This window comes from Fructilactobacillus lindneri DSM 20690 = JCM 11027 (genome assembly GCF_002907375.1).
GTDB lineage: Bacteria > Bacillota > Bacilli > Lactobacillales > Lactobacillaceae > Fructilactobacillus > Fructilactobacillus lindneri.
The window spans coordinates 140,939-158,326 of sequence record NZ_MIYK01000001.1; the positions used below are offsets into that span (position 1 = coordinate 140,939).

General features: G+C 35.1%; 18 protein-coding genes, 2 tRNA genes and 1 pseudogene. 17 read left to right on the plus strand and 4 right to left on the minus strand.

Features of this window, described 5'->3' with window-relative positions; genetic code table 11:
• Positions 1-12 precede the first annotated feature (12 nt).
• Positions 13-894 (minus strand): annotated as a pseudogene (locus BHU33_RS00720) (3-hydroxyacyl-CoA dehydrogenase).
• Between the two features lie 179 nt (positions 895-1,073).
• Between BHU33_RS00720 and BHU33_RS00725 the strand changes: the two are divergent.
• Positions 1,074-1,379 carry a hypothetical protein gene (locus BHU33_RS00725; RefSeq protein ID WP_054646482.1) on the plus strand — a complete coding sequence of 102 codons (306 nt, stop codon included), beginning with the start codon at positions 1,074-1,076 and terminating at the stop codon, positions 1,377-1,379.
• 77 nt (positions 1,380-1,456) lie between these two features.
• Here the strand turns inward: BHU33_RS00725 and BHU33_RS00730 are convergent.
• A tRNA-Glu gene (locus BHU33_RS00730) sits at positions 1,457-1,530 on the minus strand.
• Positions 1,531-1,634: 104 nt separating this feature from the next.
• Between BHU33_RS00730 and BHU33_RS00735 the strand changes: the two genes are divergently transcribed.
• A tRNA-Gln gene (locus BHU33_RS00735) sits at positions 1,635-1,707 on the plus strand.
• A gap of 114 nt (positions 1,708-1,821) precedes the next feature.
• On the plus strand, positions 1,822-2,826 hold the full coding sequence (locus tag BHU33_RS00740) for a serine hydrolase domain-containing protein (protein WP_054646356.1): 1,005 nt from the start codon (positions 1,822-1,824) through the stop codon (positions 2,824-2,826).
• A gap of 29 nt (positions 2,827-2,855) precedes the next feature.
• Here BHU33_RS00740 and BHU33_RS00745 read toward each other — a convergent pair whose 3' ends face one another.
• Together BHU33_RS00745 and BHU33_RS00750 are read right to left on the minus strand one after the other, a co-directional pair.
• Positions 2,856-3,560, minus strand: a complete 705-nt coding sequence (locus BHU33_RS00745) for a type 1 glutamine amidotransferase (protein WP_054646355.1) — start codon at positions 3,558-3,560, stop codon at positions 2,856-2,858.
• Complete coding sequence (locus BHU33_RS00750) at positions 3,560-4,912, minus strand: Mur ligase family protein (protein ID WP_056997656.1); 1,353 nt, start codon at positions 4,910-4,912, stop codon at positions 3,560-3,562. The genes BHU33_RS00745 and BHU33_RS00750 overlap by 1 nt, the downstream gene beginning before the upstream one ends.
• 189 nt (positions 4,913-5,101) lie before the next feature.
• On the opposite strand from BHU33_RS00750, the gene BHU33_RS00755 reads away from it, so the two are divergent.
• The 14 genes from BHU33_RS00755 to BHU33_RS00820 all read left to right on the plus strand — a co-directional run bounded on the left by BHU33_RS00755 (position 5,102) and on the right by BHU33_RS00820 (position 17,265).
• Positions 5,102-5,692 carry a thymidine kinase gene (locus tag BHU33_RS00755; protein WP_054646354.1) on the plus strand — a complete coding sequence of 197 codons (591 nt, stop codon included), beginning with the start codon at positions 5,102-5,104 and terminating at the stop codon, positions 5,690-5,692.
• A gap of 30 nt (positions 5,693-5,722) precedes the next feature.
• Entirely contained in the window at positions 5,723-6,811 is a 1,089-nt protein-coding gene (gene prfA / locus BHU33_RS00760; protein ID WP_056997678.1) for a peptide chain release factor 1, read from the plus strand.
• On the plus strand, positions 6,798-7,661 hold the full coding sequence (gene prmC / locus BHU33_RS00765; protein WP_065866294.1) for a peptide chain release factor N(5)-glutamine methyltransferase: 864 nt from the start codon (positions 6,798-6,800) through the stop codon (positions 7,659-7,661). The genes prfA and prmC overlap by 14 nt, the downstream gene beginning before the upstream one ends.
• 4 nt (positions 7,662-7,665) lie before the next feature.
• Entirely contained in the window at positions 7,666-8,679 is a 1,014-nt protein-coding gene (locus tag BHU33_RS00770) for an L-threonylcarbamoyladenylate synthase (RefSeq protein WP_056997655.1), read from the plus strand.
• 39 nt (positions 8,680-8,718) lie between these two features.
• Positions 8,719-9,960, plus strand: a complete 1,242-nt coding sequence (glyA, locus tag BHU33_RS00775; RefSeq protein ID WP_054646352.1) for a serine hydroxymethyltransferase — start codon at positions 8,719-8,721, stop codon at positions 9,958-9,960.
• Between the two features lie 53 nt (positions 9,961-10,013).
• On the plus strand, positions 10,014-10,640 hold the full coding sequence (upp, locus tag BHU33_RS00780; RefSeq protein WP_054646351.1) for a uracil phosphoribosyltransferase: 627 nt from the start codon (positions 10,014-10,016) through the stop codon (positions 10,638-10,640).
• 219 nt (positions 10,641-10,859) lie between these two features.
• Positions 10,860-11,570, plus strand: coding sequence for a F0F1 ATP synthase subunit A (gene atpB, locus BHU33_RS00785; protein ID WP_103422770.1), 711 nt, complete (start codon positions 10,860-10,862; stop codon positions 11,568-11,570).
• A gap of 19 nt (positions 11,571-11,589) precedes the next feature.
• A complete protein-coding gene (gene atpE, locus BHU33_RS00790; protein ID WP_054646350.1) occupies positions 11,590-11,802 on the plus strand; it encodes a F0F1 ATP synthase subunit C in 213 nt (70 codons plus the stop codon).
• A 42-nt stretch (positions 11,803-11,844) separates the two neighbouring features.
• On the plus strand, positions 11,845-12,363 hold the full coding sequence (gene atpF / locus BHU33_RS00795) for a F0F1 ATP synthase subunit B (protein ID WP_054646349.1): 519 nt from the start codon (positions 11,845-11,847) through the stop codon (positions 12,361-12,363).
• Complete coding sequence (gene atpH, locus BHU33_RS00800; RefSeq protein ID WP_054646348.1) at positions 12,350-12,895, plus strand: ATP synthase F1 subunit delta; 546 nt, start codon at positions 12,350-12,352, stop codon at positions 12,893-12,895. The genes atpF and atpH overlap by 14 nt, the downstream gene beginning before the upstream one ends.
• Before the next feature lie 31 nt (positions 12,896-12,926).
• The gene (gene atpA, locus BHU33_RS00805; RefSeq protein ID WP_054646347.1) at positions 12,927-14,453 is read left to right on the plus strand and encodes a F0F1 ATP synthase subunit alpha; all 1,527 of its coding nucleotides are present in this window, start codon (positions 12,927-12,929) and stop codon (positions 14,451-14,453) included.
• Positions 14,454-14,474: 21 nt separating this feature from the next.
• Positions 14,475-15,392, plus strand: coding sequence for a F0F1 ATP synthase subunit gamma (locus BHU33_RS00810; RefSeq protein ID WP_054646346.1), 918 nt, complete (start codon positions 14,475-14,477; stop codon positions 15,390-15,392).
• A 22-nt stretch (positions 15,393-15,414) separates the two neighbouring features.
• Positions 15,415-16,827, plus strand: coding sequence for a F0F1 ATP synthase subunit beta (gene atpD, locus BHU33_RS00815; RefSeq protein WP_054646345.1), 1,413 nt, complete (start codon positions 15,415-15,417; stop codon positions 16,825-16,827).
• A 12-nt stretch (positions 16,828-16,839) separates the two neighbouring features.
• Positions 16,840-17,265 (plus strand): F0F1 ATP synthase subunit epsilon, encoded by a 426-nt coding sequence (locus BHU33_RS00820; RefSeq protein ID WP_054646344.1) that lies wholly within the window; start codon positions 16,840-16,842, stop codon positions 17,263-17,265.
• Positions 17,266-17,388 lie beyond the last annotated feature (123 nt).

Below are 17,388 nucleotides of genomic sequence, written 5' to 3' on the forward strand. Positions count from 1 at the left end.
TTTTCCCTAAATTTATTTCAAAAAGTCAGCTTTTTTAAAATCAGGATTAGGATAAGTGTAAAATCCTTTGCCTGATTCAACACCAATCTCACCATTATCAATCATCTTTTTAAGCAGTTCAGCTGCTTTTTGTGAAGTTGGATCATTAGACATTTTGTTAATTTCATAAACAGTTCGCAAACCAATCATATCAATAAATCCAAAAGGACCCATTGGTGAGCCAGTTGCAATCATCCAAGTTTTATCAATTGTTTTTGGATCTGAAATTCCCTTAACCCAAAGTTGAATTCCAACTGTTACGAAGGGAACTAGCAGTGAATTTAAAATATAACCTGGCTGTTCCTTATTAACAAGCAATGGAACCATCCCAATTTCTCTAGAATACTTTTCAAACATCTTAGGAAGATCTTTATCAGTTTTACTTTGTGACATGATTTCAGCCGTATTGTTTTTCCAAATTTCATTAGCGAAATGATAGGCTAAAAATTTATCGGGACGACCTGTGTAGTCAGCAAATTGTGAAGGTAAAAGTGTTGATGTATTGGTAGCAACAATAGTTTTTGGATCTGCTAATTTAGCAAATTTTTCATAAAAGTCTTTTTTAGTTTCAATATTTTCTGGAAGAGCTTCAATTACTAAATCAGCACCTTTTAGTGCTTGGGCTAAATCAGTAGTATAAGTGAGATGTTTTTGTGCATCGTTTAACTGTTAGTCAGTTGCTTTAAGATCATCTTTAACGGCTTGTGCCCACCGACCAACTCGTTCTTTAGCACGATTTAATGAACCATCATTTCGACCCCAAATGGTCACATTTTTACCATGAAAAGCTGACATATAAGCAATTTGTGATCCAAGTGTTCCTCCACCAACTACTGTAACATTATTAAATTCCATTTTAATAATCTCCTTTGTTATTATCTTTTAATTAAACGAGATAAGTATAACACCATTAAATTTTGTCACATATTAAATGAACTTATTGATTTTAGAAGGTTTTTAACTGAGAATAATTTATCTTTATGAATAAAAGTATATAATTAAATTGTAATCAATAATTAGTGGAGGAGTTTAAAATGCTTGAAATACTTGACTTATTAGAAACACTGGTTGTAATTAATATTGTTATGTGGATTGTTACTGCAGCTTTATGGCTAATTGATAAACTGATGAAAAGGAAAATTTATAAAAATGCTTGGGCCGACTGTGGTCAAATCATTTGTTTCATTGATACAGTTGTTTTGATTTTCAGCTTTATCTTATTTGGATGCTTAGCCTTATTAGGAATCTATATGCCAAAAGAATTGATATTTATGTTGTTCATGCCGGTATTAATTGCTGCATTTATTGGCGGAGTAATTTGGAAATTTTTGAATAAATAAAAAACGACCATAATAGGTCGTTTTTTATTTATAATTAATTTTAAACATATTCTTATAAGTTAGATGATTTCTATTAATTACCCGTACGAGACTCGAACTCGTAACTCCGCCTTGAGAGGGCGACGTCTTAAACCAATTTGACCAACGGGCAATAATCCAATATGTTATATTTTACCGACTTCTAGATTTACTGTCAACCAAAAATTAATAATTGACAAATATAAATCTACATTGTAAGATATTTATTGTAATTATTGAGTATTAGCCAAACTGGTAAGGCAGTGGACTCTGAATCCATAATGTACTGGTTCGAATCCAGTATACTCAATTGTAGTAATTTTATTAATCTCAATAAAAATCAAAAGTCCATTATAATGGGCTTTTTTTGTTGGGTTATTATCATAAAAACGCTTATAATTATCATATGATAGGAGTGATGATAATGACCTTTGAGAATACTAAGGCAATAATTGAAAGAATGATTAGAGAAACAACCATTCCCGGTGCTTCATTTTCATTTATTACGGGAGTTAACGTTGAAGATCATGTAGAAGGGTATAGAAGTTTAAAACCACAACAAGAATACTTGTATCCTAATCAACTATATGACGTAGCATCAATGACAAAGGTCATGGGGACTCTTCCTGTGATAATGCAATTATTAAATCAGGGCAAGATAGGTATTGATGACCCAGTTACTAAATACCTTCCTGAGTGGAAACATCCAAAAATAACAATCAGACATCTACTTACTCATACTTCTGACATTGATGGATATATTCCTAATCGTGATGAATTAAACATGAATCAGTTGCGAAGTGCTTTATTAGGTTTAGATGTCGGAGATGAATACGGTAAAAAAATGAAGTATCAAGATGTAAATTATATTTTTTTAGGCTGGATTGCGGGGGTAGTGACAGGTCTTCCTATTCAACCATTAATTAATCAAATGGTACTCCAACCACTAGGGATGATTGATTCAACTTTTCATCCAGATGCTAGACGAACTGTCCCAACTACATATGATGAAACAACAGGGATGAATCGAGTTGGTAAAGTTCATGATCCTAAAGCCCAGGTTCTCGGATCTGATTGTGGATCAGCTGGATTATTCAGCTCTTTACGCGACATGGACCATTTTGCTCAGTGGATGTTACAACTGACACCACCGGGTAAAGTATATTCAAATGATATGTTTGATGCGATGTATGTTGATCAAACGCCAATGCAGGATGGTAGTCGTTCGTTTGGTTGGAGACTTGATGAATATGAAGGACATCCTTATATTTGGCAAAGTGGTTATACTGGTGTTGTCATGATAATTGTGCGGCAAAAGCGCAGTGCTTTTGTGTTTTTATCAAATCGAGTTCATCCTGATGTGAATGAGCATTTTATGGAAGAACGCAATGAAATGATGAATACTTATTTAAAAGAATTATTTGAATAAAAAAATGATGCCGTATTGGCATCATTTTTTTAATATTCATAAGTTTTAACTTTTTCTTTCATTTTAGAAAAATCAGTTTCAGGATATTTAGTTTCTAATGCTTTAAACATCATATGTTTAGCGAGATTTCCATTTCTGGCCATGATTGGTCCATGAAAGTAGGTTCCAATGGTATTTTTATGCACAGCACCTTCAGTACCGTCCTCACCATTATTTCCATAGCCTTTTAATACTTTTCCCAGGGGATGCTCATCTTTACCCAAAAATGTAATTCCCTGATGATTTTCAAAGCCATGATATTTTTGCCCCGTTACTTCGTTTTGAATTAAAACATTGCCAATAAAACGATGGTTATCCTGTTGTTCAGTATAATGATCCATTGCATGAATTCCAGGAAGTTTTTGACCCGCAGCGTCTACATAGTACTTACCAAGCATTTGATAACCACCACACACTGCTACTAAGGGTTTTCCTGCTTCAATAAATTTAATTAGTTCATCTTTTTTATTTTGCAAATCCTTGGCAACTACTGATTGTTCATAGTCTTGCCCACCGCCAAACACAGCAAAATCATAGTCATCGGCATTAAAGTCTTGTTCCAGACTAACAATGTCAGAAGTTACTTCAACTCCAATTTGTTTTGCATAATATTGCAAGGCAAGAATATTACCAATATCACCATAAGTATTCATTAAATCACCATAAAGGTGAGCAACTCTAATTGTCATTGTCATTAGTTTACTCCTCCTTTGATGTAGCCTTTTTTAGTTAAAATGGATCTAACTTGCATCATTGCAGTATACGTTGCTAAAATATAAACTTTTTTAGTTGGTAGATTAGGAATGTCGGCAACTACCTTTTCGAGGTCGGACTGAATTTGATGTTTATCAGCTGGGACGCCAGCAACTTTTAGTCTAAAAGTAATGTCTTTATAGCGTTGACCACCGGTTTCAAATTGTTTGATATTCATATGTGGTAGACGTTCAAATTCACCATCCCAAATCCAACTAGTATCAATTCCATCAGCGTAATTAGCGTTTAATAAAGCTACAAAAGAAAAAGGTTCTTTTTCAGTTGATAATAAATCAATAACTTGATTAGTACCTACGGGATTTTTAACTAAAATAATAGTTACATCTTTATCGCCAACTTTAATTTCTTCTTGGCGACCGAAAATACGTTTGTTGGATTCAAAAGCATGTTTAATTTTTTCGGCTGAAATTCCAAGCTCACGTCCTACCGAGTAGGCGGCTAAAGCATTATAGATATTATAAGTCCCGCCAATTCCAATTTCGTAAGCTTGATTATCAATTGAAAATTTTGATGATATAGGTGTTCGTTCGGCTACTTCAGTAACTTTAAACGCTAAATTAGGACGATGATAACCACAATTTGGACAGAAATAGTCACCTAGGTTGGCATAAATAATGTAGTGATAATGCAAAATATGCTGACAGATTGGACATAGAACTCCGTCTGTATTTGGATCTGCTTTGATATTTTGGTCAGCAGGCTGGTCCGCAAAACCATAAAAGACTTGGGGATTAGGCAATTCTTTAGAATTGAAAATTGGTTCGTCGCCATTAGAAAGAACTAAAGCATCTGGAGCTAATTTAATTCCATCAAGAATTTTTTGATAAGTAGTATATATTTCACCGTAACGATCTAATTGATCACGAAAAATGTTAGTTAAAACAAACATTTTAGGCTTGATTTGTTCAACGATTGGTTTTACATTCGCCTCATCAACTTCTAAGACCGCAATTCCTTTTTCACCTTTTTTAGGATTTTTAGCCTCTAAAAAGGTTGAGACAATTCCTTGAATCATATTTGATCCAGACTTATTGGTTAAAACCTCAGAATATTTTTCTTTTAGTACCTGGACAATTAAGGCAGTGGTCAAAGTTTTACCGTTTGTTCCACTTACGATAATCACGTCATAGTTTTCCCCAAGGTCTTTTAAAACATTAGGATCAATTTTGGTGGTTATTTTTCCTGGTAAAGAGCTTCCGCCACCCATAAAAGTATGCAGGAACCAATATGAAGATTTACCTGCTAATGTTGCGATACTGCTTTGTAATGTCATAGGAATTCACATCCTTTATTTATTTGCTGATAAAAATACATCGTACTCTAAATTTTAGCATAAAAACAACAGATAAACCGAATTATAACGTTGATTAATATTATTTTAAAAAATTAAAATAACAATGCAGCATGTTATCAAATTAGATATAATGAATTTAAGTGGAATTTTATAGGAAAAGGTGATACTTTGGCACAACTCTTTTTTCGGTATGGTGCAATGAATAGTGGAAAATCATTTGAAATTATTAAAGTTGCTCATAACTATGAAGAACAAGGAAAACGCGTGATTTTGATGACTAGTGCTCTTGATACTAGAGAAAAGGAAGGCACGATTGCATCTCGGATTGGACTAGAACGTGATGCAATGCCCATCAAATCAGAATCCAATGTAACAACAATGATTGAAGAACAGTTAAGTAAGCTTGATAAGTCGGTTAGTTGTATTTTGGTCGATGAAGCTCAATTTTTAGAAAAACATCATATTAAAGAATTGGCTACAATTGTTGATAAATTTAATATTCCAGTTATGGCATTTGGATTAAAAAATGATTTTCAAAATCATCTGTTTGAAGGATCAAAATACTTATTGTTATATGCTGACAAATTAGAAGAAATGAAAACAATCTGTTGGTTTTGTGAAAAAAAAGCAACGATGAACTTACGAATCCATGATGGCAAACCAGTATATGAAGGAGAGCAAGTTGTGATGGGTGGTAATGAAGCTTATTATCCAGTTTGCCGCAAACACTACTATCATCCGCCACTGAACTTAAAATAGAAATGAGGAACGAATATGGCTGATAATAAGATGGACCAGATTTTTGATAAATTACAATCTGTATCTGATCGTTATGATGAATTAAATGAATTAATTAGTGATCCAGAAGTGATTGCTGATACTAATCGTTTTATGAAACTTTCAAAAGAAGAAGGAAGTTTACGCGAAACGGTGGATGCCTACAATAAATATAAAGCCGTAACCGAAACATTAGATGAAGACCAAATTATGTTAAAAGATAAGCTTGATGATGATATGACAGAAATGGTCAAAGATGAAATTTCGACTTTAGAACCACAAAAGGCTGCACTTGAAGATCAACTTAAAATATTGTTAATTCCTAAAGATCCAAATGATGAAAAAAATATTATCATGGAAATTCATGGTGCGGCTGGAGGCGATGAGGCTAGTCTTTTTGCTGCTGATTTATACAATATGTACGTTAAGTACGCAGAGACACAAGGTTGGAAAGTTCAGATAATTGATGAAGCTGACACTGAGGTCGGTGGTTTTAAAGAAATTGTTTTAATGATTACTGGTGATAAGGTTTATTCAAAATTAAAATATGAAAATGGAGCTCATCGAGTTCAGCGAGTTCCAGAAACTGAATCGGCTGGCCGGGTTCATACTTCAACTGCAACAGTTGGTGTGATGCCTGAAGAGGAAGACGTTGATATTAAAATTGATCCGGCTGATATTAGAACTGATGTTTACCGATCTTCCGGAGCTGGGGGTCAGCACATTAACAAGACCTCATCAGCGGTTCGGATGACTCATTTACCCACTGGGATTGTAGTTGCTATGCAAGACGAACGTTCACAACAGCAAAACCGTGTCAAAGCTATGAATGTTTTAAAAGCACGTGTCTATGAGTATTATAAAGAAAAAGAAGAGAATCAATATAATGCTGAAAGAAAATCTGCTGTTGGAACTGGTGATCGTTCTGAGCGAATTAGAACTTATAACTATCCTCAAAATCGGGTAACTGATCATCGAATCGGATTAACTTTAAACAAGCTGGACAAAATCATGGATGGTGATTTGGATGAAATTATTGATGCATTGATTGTTTCTGATCAAGCAGATAAGTTGGAACACTTAAATGATGACCAAGCTTAAATCGAATGCAACAGTTTTCGAAGCCCTTAATTGGGCCTCTTTGTGTTTGCAAAAAAATAATTTGGAAGCTAATGGTGCTCGTTATTTGATGCTTGATCAGATGAATTGGGATGAAACTAATTTGTTATTACATTATCGTCAGCATTTATCGGAGAGCGAGCAAAAAACATTTGAAACTCATGTGCATCGATTGTTACTTGGAGAACCTGCCCAGTATATTACTGGAAATGCCTATTTTTATGGATTTCCATTTTATGTAAATCAAAATGTTTTAATCCCGCGTCCAGAAACTGAAGAACTTGTAGAGTGGATTTTACGTGATCATTTGGAACCACAATTAAAAGTTTTAGACATTGGTACTGGAAGCGGTGCGATTGCAATTACTTTAAAAAAGCACCGTCCCAACTGGAAAATTACGGCGTCTGATATTTCTTCTTCAGCTTTGCAAGTTGCCAAACAAAATGCTGAATTAAACGGAGTTTCAATTAACTTTCAGGCCAGCGATTTGTTTAAACAAATAAAATCTCAAAATTTTGATGTAATTGTCTCCAATCCACCATATATTTCCACCGATGAAGTTAAATATATGGATCAAAGCGTGATTCAATATGAACCGCAACAGGCTTTATTTGCCCAACATGAGGGACTTTTATTGTATGAGAGGCTGGCTGATAGTGCAAAAAGTTATTTAGTTAATAATGGTGATTTGTATTTAGAAATTGGATTTCAACAGGGGAAAGCAGTCAAATCGTTACTTGAAAGAAGTAATTCTTTTGCAAAAATTGAATTACAAAAAGATTTAGCTGAACATGATCGGATGATAAAGATGACCTTAAAAGGAGATAATTAACTAAATGGAAACTAAAATATTTAAGCCTGACCAAATTGACCAGGCTGCTGCTGAAATAAAAAAAGGAAATTTAGTTTCATTTCCTACTGAGACAGTTTACGGATTAGGTGCAGATGCCACAAATGTTCAGGCAGTTGAAAAAGTATATCAGGCAAAAGGGCGTCCCAGTGACAATCCATTAATTGTTCATGTGGCGGATATATCAACTGTTGAAAAATACGCACAACCCTTAAATGAAAAAACTAAACAACTAATTAAACAGTTTTGGCCTGGTCCTTTGACGATTATTTTGAAACTAAAACCACATGTATTATCTTCAAAAGTTACTGGAGGACTTAAAACTGCTGCTTTTAGAAACCCTGATAAGGAAGCAACGTTGAATTTAATCCGTAAAGCAGGAGTCCCATTAGTTGGTCCATCTGCAAATACTTCTGGAAAACCAAGTCCCACATTGGCAAAACATGTTTATCATGATTTAAATGGTAAAATTGCCGGTATTTTGGATGCAGGGGCAACAGATTTTGGAGTTGAATCTACAGTACTTGATTTATCAACCAATCATCCTACAATTTTGCGACCTGGGGCAGTTACAAGCCAAGCAATTGAAAAAGTAATTGGTCCAGTTGTTGATGAACAAAAGCATGTTGGTAAAACCGAAGTTCCTAAGGCTCCTGGTATGAAATATACTCATTATTCTCCGACTGCATCTGTTCAAATTGTTGATAATGAAAATCAATGGAAAAGTGTAACTGAATGGGCTGCCAATCAATCAGGAAAAGTGGGAATTTTAGCAACTGATGCTATCCTTAACGACTATAACTGGCCCCAAAATGTTGAAACTTATAGTTTAGGAAATGACGTAAAATCTGCTAGTCATGCTTTATTTGCTGGATTGCGTAACTTTGATTTGCATTCTGATATTACTGATATTTTGGTAGAGGGTTTCACTACAGAAGGAATTGGGGAAGCCTATATGAACCGTCTTAATAAATCCGCTGGACAAAAGCATTTCGAGTAGTTATAATCGCTGAAAATAAAAAAGACGGAGGTACGGTATATGAGTTATGATTATCAAACAGATGATCCATCACTTTGGGATGCAATAAAAAACGAGAGTAAGCGTCAGGAAAATACAATTGAATTAATCGCATCAGAAAATATTGTTTCAAATGCAGTTCGGGCTGCTCAAGGATCCGTTTTAACTAATAAGTATGCCGAAGGGTATCCATCTCATCGTTATTATGGTGGTTGTGAATATGTTGATGTGGTGGAAAACTTAGCAATTAATCGTGCTAAAGAATTATTTGGCGCAGAATACGTTAATGTACAACCTCATTCTGGTTCACAAGCTAATGAAGCTGCTTATTCAGCATTTTTGAATCCTGGTGATGTAATCTTGGGAATGGATTTAAATGCTGGTGGGCATTTAACGCATGGTGCCAAAGTGAGTTTTTCGGGACAAATATACCAATCATATTCATATGGTCTAAATCCAGAAACAGAACGATTGGACTATGAAGCTATTAGAAAAATTGCTAAAAAAGTGCATCCGAAAATGATTGTGGCTGGGGCTTCTGCATATAGTCGAATTATTGACTGGAATAAATTTAGAAAGATTGCTGACGAAGTTGGTGCCTACTTAATGGTAGATATGGCTCATATTGCTGGTTTAGTTGCAACCGGATTACACCCCAGTCCAGTTGGAATCGCTGATGTGATAACTACAACTACTCATAAAACCTTGCGTGGACCTCGCGGTGGGATGATTTTGTCGCAAGAAAAATATGGAAGACAACTTAATTCTGCTGTTTTTCCAAGAACTCAAGGTGGTCCTTTAGAACATGTAATTGCTGGGAAAGCAGCTTCCTTATATGAAGCATTACAACCTGAATTCAAAAAATATTCACAACAAGTTTTACAAAATGCGACAGCAATGGCAAAAACATTTGAAGCATCAGATTCAATTCGGGTTGTTTCTGGTGGCACTGATAATCACTTGTTGACAATTGATTTAACTGGTACGGATTTGAATGGCAAAGAAGCCCAGAATTTGTTGGATAGCGCCCATATTACTACCAATAAAGAAGCACTTCCTAACGAAAAACGGAGTCCATTTATAACTAGTGGGGTTCGAATTGGAACACCAGCAATTACTTCACGTGGTTTTGATGAAAAAGATGCTCAAAAAGTTGCAGAATTAATTATTAAAGTAGTAGAAAATAGTGAAGATCAAGTTATTTTAAATGAAGTTAAAGCAGAGGTGTCAGCATTATGCGTTACACATCCAATTACCAGATAGAATTTAAATCAATGTGGTACAATAGATTTAAATAGTAAAAGGGAGCGTTTGAAATGGGCAAATTTCATGTTATGAATCATCCATTGATTCAGCACAAATTAAGTATCATTAGAGATAAGAACACTGGAACTAACGAATTTCGTGAAGTTGTAAACGAAATTGCTAATTTAATGGCTTTTGAAGTTACTAGAGATATGCCATTAAAGGATGTTAAGGTTGAGACCCCAATGGGAATTGCTAATGTACAAAAATTAGCTGGTAAAAAAGTCGCGGTTGTTCCAATTTTACGGGCAGGTATTGGAATGGTAGATGGCATTTTGAGCTTAATTCCAAGTGCTCGAGTTGGACATATTGGGATGTATCGGGACGAAAAAACCTTTGAACCACATGAATATTTTGTTAAATTACCATCCGATATTGAAGATCGGGAAGTATTAGTAGTTGATCCGATGCTTGCAACCGGTGGTTCTGCTATTATGGCAATTGATGCTTTAAAGAAGCGTGGGGCTAAAAATATCAAATTCGTGTGTTTAGTAGCTGCTCCTGAAGGTGTTAAAGCTTTGGAAAAAGCACATCCAGATATCGATATCTACGCTGCTGCCTTGGATGAAAAATTAGACGATGGTTATATTGTTCCCGGACTTGGTGATGCTGGAGATCGTTTATTTGGAACTAAATAATAAATTGTTAAGTAGAAATTTAAATATTTCTACTTTTTTAATATCAAATATTTAATTAAACGTGTTAAATTTGTTAAGCATTTAGTTTTGTATTTTGCTTTATTTGGTGGTATCATTCACAATGAATTTTAGATTATATTTTTTGAAATTTTAATCAAAAATTTAGTAGTATTAAATTTTTACTGCTTGGAAAATGATGGGTAAAAGAGGTGATGATTAGTGGATCCAACTCGTACTTTTCAATTTTTAGGGCTGACTTTTAATGTTGGAAATATGATTTCTGGTGTTATCGTAGCCGCAATTGTTTTTGTGTTTGTATTTGTTTGTTCTAGACATTTGCAAATTAAGCCGAAAGGTAAACAAAATCTATTGGAGTACATGATTGACTTTACAAATGGAATTGTAAAGTCAACAATGCCAAGTGGTTCAACTAGGGATTACGGTTTATGGGTCTTTACATTGTTTTATTTTATTCTAGTTTCCAACTTGTTAGGTTTATTCCTGCATATTGAAGTAGGTGGAATTGTTTATGTAAAGAGTCCAACTGCTGATCCGGTGGTTGCGATGACTTTTGCGCTTATGTCGCTATTGATTGCACAATATTCTAGTGTTATGAAACTAGGATACAAAGGTCATTTTGAGACATATATGCAACCAATTTCTTTCTTGTTACCTGTTAACTTGATGGAAGAATTGACTAACTTTTTAACGTTAGGTATTCGTGTTTACGGTAATATCTTTGCTGGTGAACTATTGGCTGGATTAATTGCCAAGTTGGCATTTTCTAACGGAATTGTCACACTTGCCGTTTCTGCTCCACTTGAACTGTTATGGCAAGGATTCTCAGTATTTATTGGGTGTATACAAGCCTATGTATTTGTAACTTTATCGTGTGTATACGTTTCTCAAAAATTGTCAATTGAGGAATAAAAAATAGGAGGACTTAATTATGGGAGCTATTGCTGCTGGAATCGCTATGGGTGGTGCCGCTATTGGTGCCGCTATTGGTGATGGAATTTTAATTTCTAAAATGCTTGAAGGAATGGCACGTCAGCCAGAACTTAGTAACACTTTAAGAACTAATATGTTTATCGGGGTTGCTTTGATCGAAGTTATGCCTATCTTAGCCTTTGTTATTGCTATGTTAGTTATGAACAAATAGGAATAACATTTTCTTAATTAAAGAAAAAGGAGGTGTCGATAGATGTTTACACATTTAATTGTTGGAGCTGCTGGGTTTAACATCGGTGATGCACTTTTCTATGCAATTTTATTCATTATTTTAATGTGGGTTGTTAAGATTTTTGCATGGAAACCTGTTACTAAAATGATGCAGAACCGTGCTGATAAAATCGCCAAAGATATTGATACAGCTGAAAAATCTCGAAATGAGGCAGTTGAATTAGCTAAAAAACGCGAGGAAGCTTTAGTTCATTCTCAAGAAGAAGCTAATGAAATTATCAATAAAGCACAACAAACTGGTGATAAACGGCGTGAATCAATCATTTCGGAAGCACAAGCCGATGTTAAAAACATTAAAGAAAATGCAGAGAAAGATATTGAACAACAAAAAAGAGATGCACTTGCTAGTATTAAAAATGATGTAGCTGATTTATCTATTGAGATTGCTTCCAAAATCATTAAGAAGAACTTAGATGCCAATAATCAAAAAGCACTAATCGATTCTTATATTGAAGGGTTGGGTAATAATGAGTCTAAGTAAACTTGATGTTGCCAAAAACTATTCAAAGGCATTATACGAAGCACTTGAAAATGAAAATTCAATAGATAAGGGTAAAGCTGATTTGGATGCAATTAAGATTGTATTTGATAATGATCCTGAATTAGCAGCTGCGCTAAACGGAGTTTCCTTAGATACTCAGCAAAAAGAAACTTTATTGAATCCTTTAATTGATGGTGCAACTTCTGAATATGTTCGAAATTTAATCAACATGTTGTTTGATTATGGAAGAATTAGTGATTTAGTTGCAGTGATTGATGAATTTGATAAATTATACAATCAGAAAAATGGAATTGTAAAAGCTGAAGCAGTTACGGCAGTTCCGTTAGATGAAGATGAAAAAAGTAAGTTAGCTCAATCATTAGGAAAAAGAATTAATGCTAAAAAGGTTGAGTTATCTACTAAAATCAATCCAGATATCATTGGTGGCGTTATTTTAAAGTCATCAGACGTGGTTTACGATGGAAGTATACGTACTAAAATCGAACAAGTTAAACGTTTATTGTTGAAATAGTGATATCTATAATTAAAGAGGTGAAACTTTTATGAGCATTAAGGCTGAAGAAATCAGTGCTCTAATTAAAAAACAATTAGAAGGCTACAAAGATGACCTTACCGTTGATGAAACTGGTATTGTTACATACATTGGTGATGGTGTTGCACGTGCCTATGGTTTAGATAATGCCTTATCTGGTGAATTGCTGGAATTCCAAAACGGTGTTTACGGAATGGTTCAAAACCTAGAAAGTAACAACGTTGGTATCGTTATTTTAGGTGATTATACTGGTATTCGTGAAGGCGATACAGTTAAATGTACTGGAAGAATCATGGAAGTTCCAGTTGGTGATGCAATGGTTGGACGAGTTGTAAATTCATTAGGTCAGCCAATTGATGGTAAAGGTGATATTGATACTGATATGACTGCACCAATTGAACATAAGGCACCAGGCATTATGGATCGTCATTCTGTTGATCAACCATTACAAACTGGAATTAAGGCCATTGATGCGTTAGTACCAATTGGTCGTGGACAACGTGAATTAATCATTGGTGACAGAAAGACTGGTAAAACTTCGATTGCTATTGATACAATTTTGAATCAAAAAGATCAAAATATGATTTGTATTTATGTGGCGATTGGACAAAAAGATTCTACTGTCATGGGACAGGTTGATACTTTAAAGAAATATGGTGCAATGGATTATACCATTGTTGTTAATGCCGGACCTTCTGAACCAGCTCCATTGTTATATATTGCACCTTATTCTGGTGCTACAATGGGTGAATATTTTATGAATCGTAAAAAAGACGTTTTAATTGTCTTTGATGATTTGACGAAACAAGCAAATGCTTATCGTGAACTTTCATTAATTTTGAGACGTCCACCAGGTCGTGAAGCATATCCTGGTGATATTTTCTATACTCATTCACGTTTATTGGAACGTGCAGCCAAGTTAAACGATAAATTAGGCGGTGGGTCAATGACTGCTTTGCCAATCGTTGAAACCCAAGCAGGGGATGTTTCTGCTTATATTCCAACTAACGTTATTTCGATTACTGATGGTCAGATTTTCTTGAACTCAGATATGTTCTATGCAGGTGATTGTCCAGCTATTGATGCTGGGACATCAGTATCTCGTGTTGGTGGAGACGCTCAGATTCCTGCTATGAAGAAAGTTGCAGGTACACTGCGTATTGATCTTGCTTCATATCACGAACTTGAATCATTTGCACAGTTTGGTTCAGATCTTGACGAAGCCACTAAGGCTAAGTTGGATCGTGGTGCCAGAACTGTTGAAGTATTAAAACAAAAACTTCATGATCCAATTCCAGTAGAAAAACAAGTTTTGATTCTCTATTGTCTTACTCATGGGTATCTTGATAAATTGCCTGTTGATGATGTATTGAAGTATCAAAACCAAATCTTTAGTTATTTTGATGATTCTCATGAAGATTTATTGAAACACATTAAAGAAACTGGAAAATTACCAGATTTAGATGCAATGAATAAGGCAATTGACGAATTTTCAAATATTTTTAAATCATCTGCCCAAAAAGTTGCTGACAAATAACTTGAAGGAGGTTAATAACTAATGGCTGGAATGAACGAAGTTAAGCATCGAATTGCATCAACCAAAAGTACGCGTCAGATTACTGAAGCGATGGAAATGGTTCAAACTGTTAAGCTTAATCAAATCCAGGGTCAAACAGAAACGTATAATACTTATGTTTCTAAGATTAAATCGGTTGTAATGCATCTTGCTCAGTCTCATATGTTAGACAACCATAAACCTTCAAGAAATAAAGCTGATAATTCAAAAGGTAAAACAGCTTATTTAGTAATTACATCAGATCGTGGCATGGTTGGTAGTTATAATAGTAGTGTACTTCGTGGAACTAATCGTTTCATTGAACAACACACTCCCAACCAAGATGATTATGTCATTATGGCAGTTGGCGGTACTGGTGCTGATTTTTATAAGAAAAATGGTGCCAATATTGCTTATGAATATCGTGGTGTTTCAGATATTCCAACATTTAATGAAGTTAAGGGAATTGTTAAAGCAGTTTCTCAAATGTATAATGATGGTGTTTTCACTGAATTATATGTTTGTTATAACCATTTTGTTAACCGAGTTAAATCTGATTATAGAGCTGAAAAGCTGTTACCAATGGATCGCGAGTCAATCGAGCAAAGCATGAATGGTGCTGAAGGTGCTGGTTCAGATGTAAAAACCAAAGTACTTTCTGCTGAATATGAAGTTGAACCTTCAGAAGAAGAAGTTTTAAATGCAATTTTGCCACAATATGCTGAAAGTTTAGTGTATGGAGCAATTTTGGATGCTAAAACTGCTGAACATTCTTCAAGCTCGATGGCGATGAAGGCTGCAACAGACAATGCGGATGATTTAATTTCAAGCTTAGAATTAAAATATAATAGAGCGAGACAAGCTGCTATTACTACTGAAATCACTGAAATTACTGGTGGTCAGGAAGCATTGAATCACTAATGATAGGAGGAATTAACGCATAATGAGTACTGGTAAAGTTGTACAAGTTATTGGGCCGGTTGTCGATGTTGAATTTCACCTAGATGGCGATTTACCAAAAATCAACGATGCTTTGAAAGTCCAAAAAGGTGACGATAATGTCTTAGTTACAGAAGTTGCACTTGAATTGGGTGACGGAGTTGTTAGAACAATTGCCATGGACGGAACTGATGGTTTACGTCGTGGAATGGAAGTTGAAAATACAGGAGCACCAATTGAGGTTCCTGTTGGTAATGATACGCTAGGACGAGTATTTAACGTTTTAGGTCAGACTATTGATGGTGGACCCAAATTCGGACCAGATGCTGAAAGATGGGGAATCCATCGCCAAGCACCTAAGTTTGATGAAATTAATCCATCGACAGAAGTTTTAGAAACCGGTATCAAGGTTATTGATTTACTTGCACCATATATTCGTGGTGGAAAGGTTGGATTATTCGGTGGTGCCGGAGTTGGTAAAACTGTTTTAATTCAAGAATTGATTCATAATATTGCCCAGGGTCATAACGGTATTTCGGTTTTTACCGGAGTTGGTGAAAGAACCCGTGAAGGTAATGATATGTACTTTGAAATGAAAGGCTCTGGTGTGTTGAAACAAACTGCCATGGTCTATGGACAAATGAACGAGCCGCCTGGTGCACGTATGCGTGTTGCCTTGACTGGATTAACACTTGCTGAATACTTCCGTGATGAAGAAGGTAAAGATGTGCTATTGTTCATCGATAATATCTTCCGTTTCACCCAAGCCGGAACAGAAGTTTCAGCTTTGTTAGGACGTATTCCATCAGCCGTAGGTTATCAACCTACTTTAGCTACTGAAATGGGACAGCTACAAGAAAGAATTACATCAACTAAAAAGGGTGCCATTACTTCAATTCAAGCTGTTTATGTTCCAGCTGATGATTATACTGATCCAGCTCCTGCAACCACATTTGCCCATTTGGATGCTACTACTAACTTGGAACGTTCTTTAACTCAACAAGGTATCTATCCAGCTGTTGATCCATTAGCCTCGACTTCATCTGCTTTAGATCCTGATATTATCGGGGAAGAACATTTTAAAGTTGCTAGTGAAGTTCAACAGGTTTTGCAAAGATATCGTGAATTACAAGATATCATTTCAATTTTAGGTATGGATGAATTATCTGATGAAGAAAAGACGATTGTTGGTCGTGCTCGTCGGATTCAATTTTTCCTTTCACAACCATTTACAGTTGCTGAAACATTTACAGGTGTCCCTGGTAAGTACGTACCTGTCAAAGATACTGTTGCTGGATTTAAAGGTATTTTAGAGGGTAAATACGATTACATTCCAGAAGATTTCTTTAGAAACTGTGGTCCAATTGAAGACGTTGTTGCTAAATACGATGAGTCTAAAAAAGGTGCCAGTAAATAAGGAGGGATCTAATTGGCTGATAACAAATCAGTGTTAACTGTTAGTATCGTTACTCCTGATGGCGAAGAATATACTAATGATAAATGTTCTATGGCTGTCATTCAGACTGGATCCGGTGATATTGGTATCATGGCAAATCATATTCCTATAATTGCTGCTTTGAAAATTGGGCCAGCTCAATTTAATTACGGCAATGATGAATCTGATGTGCTAGCGGTTAATGGAGGATTTGTTGAATTCTCCAATAACGAGTTAACTATTGTTGCAGATAGTGCGGAACTTAAAAGCGAAATCGATATTGATAGAGCTACTAGTGCTAAAGAACGTGCTCAACAAAAGATTAAAACTGCTAGTGAAGCAAATGATACTGATACTATGAATCGTGCTGAAGTAGCTTTGCAAAGAGCCGTTAACCGAATCAATGTTGCAAAACGTTAATAAAAATCATTTTAAAGTACTCAATAATCATTAGATGAATTTATCTAATAATTAAGGAGTGCCTTTTTGTTTGTAAATAATTAATTAAATACTTTTTGATAGTGGTTAAAACATTGCTATCAA

Coding starts and splice junctions, on each gene's coding strand:
- BHU33_RS00750 (WP_056997656.1), bottom strand. CDS start 4,912: ATGACATTACAAAGCAGTATCGCAACATTAGCAGGTAAATCTTCATAT.
- atpF (WP_054646349.1), top strand. CDS start 11,845: ATGTTTACACATTTAATTGTTGGAGCTGCTGGGTTTAACATCGGTGAT.
- BHU33_RS00725 (WP_054646482.1), top strand. CDS start 1,074: ATGCTTGAAATACTTGACTTATTAGAAACACTGGTTGTAATTAATATT.
- BHU33_RS00770 (WP_056997655.1), top strand. CDS start 7,666: ATGGAAACTAAAATATTTAAGCCTGACCAAATTGACCAGGCTGCTGCT.
- BHU33_RS00745 (WP_054646355.1), bottom strand. CDS start 3,560: ATGACAATGACAATTAGAGTTGCTCACCTTTATGGTGATTTAATGAAT.
- BHU33_RS00740 (WP_054646356.1), top strand. CDS start 1,822: ATGACCTTTGAGAATACTAAGGCAATAATTGAAAGAATGATTAGAGAA.
- prmC (WP_065866294.1), top strand. CDS start 6,798: ATGACCAAGCTTAAATCGAATGCAACAGTTTTCGAAGCCCTTAATTGG.
- upp (WP_054646351.1), top strand. CDS start 10,014: ATGGGCAAATTTCATGTTATGAATCATCCATTGATTCAGCACAAATTA.
- atpH (WP_054646348.1), top strand. CDS start 12,350: ATGAGTCTAAGTAAACTTGATGTTGCCAAAAACTATTCAAAGGCATTA.
- atpA (WP_054646347.1), top strand. CDS start 12,927: ATGAGCATTAAGGCTGAAGAAATCAGTGCTCTAATTAAAAAACAATTA.
- atpD (WP_054646345.1), top strand. CDS start 15,415: ATGAGTACTGGTAAAGTTGTACAAGTTATTGGGCCGGTTGTCGATGTT.
- atpE (WP_054646350.1), top strand. CDS start 11,590: ATGGGAGCTATTGCTGCTGGAATCGCTATGGGTGGTGCCGCTATTGGT.
- BHU33_RS00810 (WP_054646346.1), top strand. CDS start 14,475: ATGGCTGGAATGAACGAAGTTAAGCATCGAATTGCATCAACCAAAAGT.
- prfA (WP_056997678.1), top strand. CDS start 5,723: ATGGACCAGATTTTTGATAAATTACAATCTGTATCTGATCGTTATGAT.
- glyA (WP_054646352.1), top strand. CDS start 8,719: ATGAGTTATGATTATCAAACAGATGATCCATCACTTTGGGATGCAATA.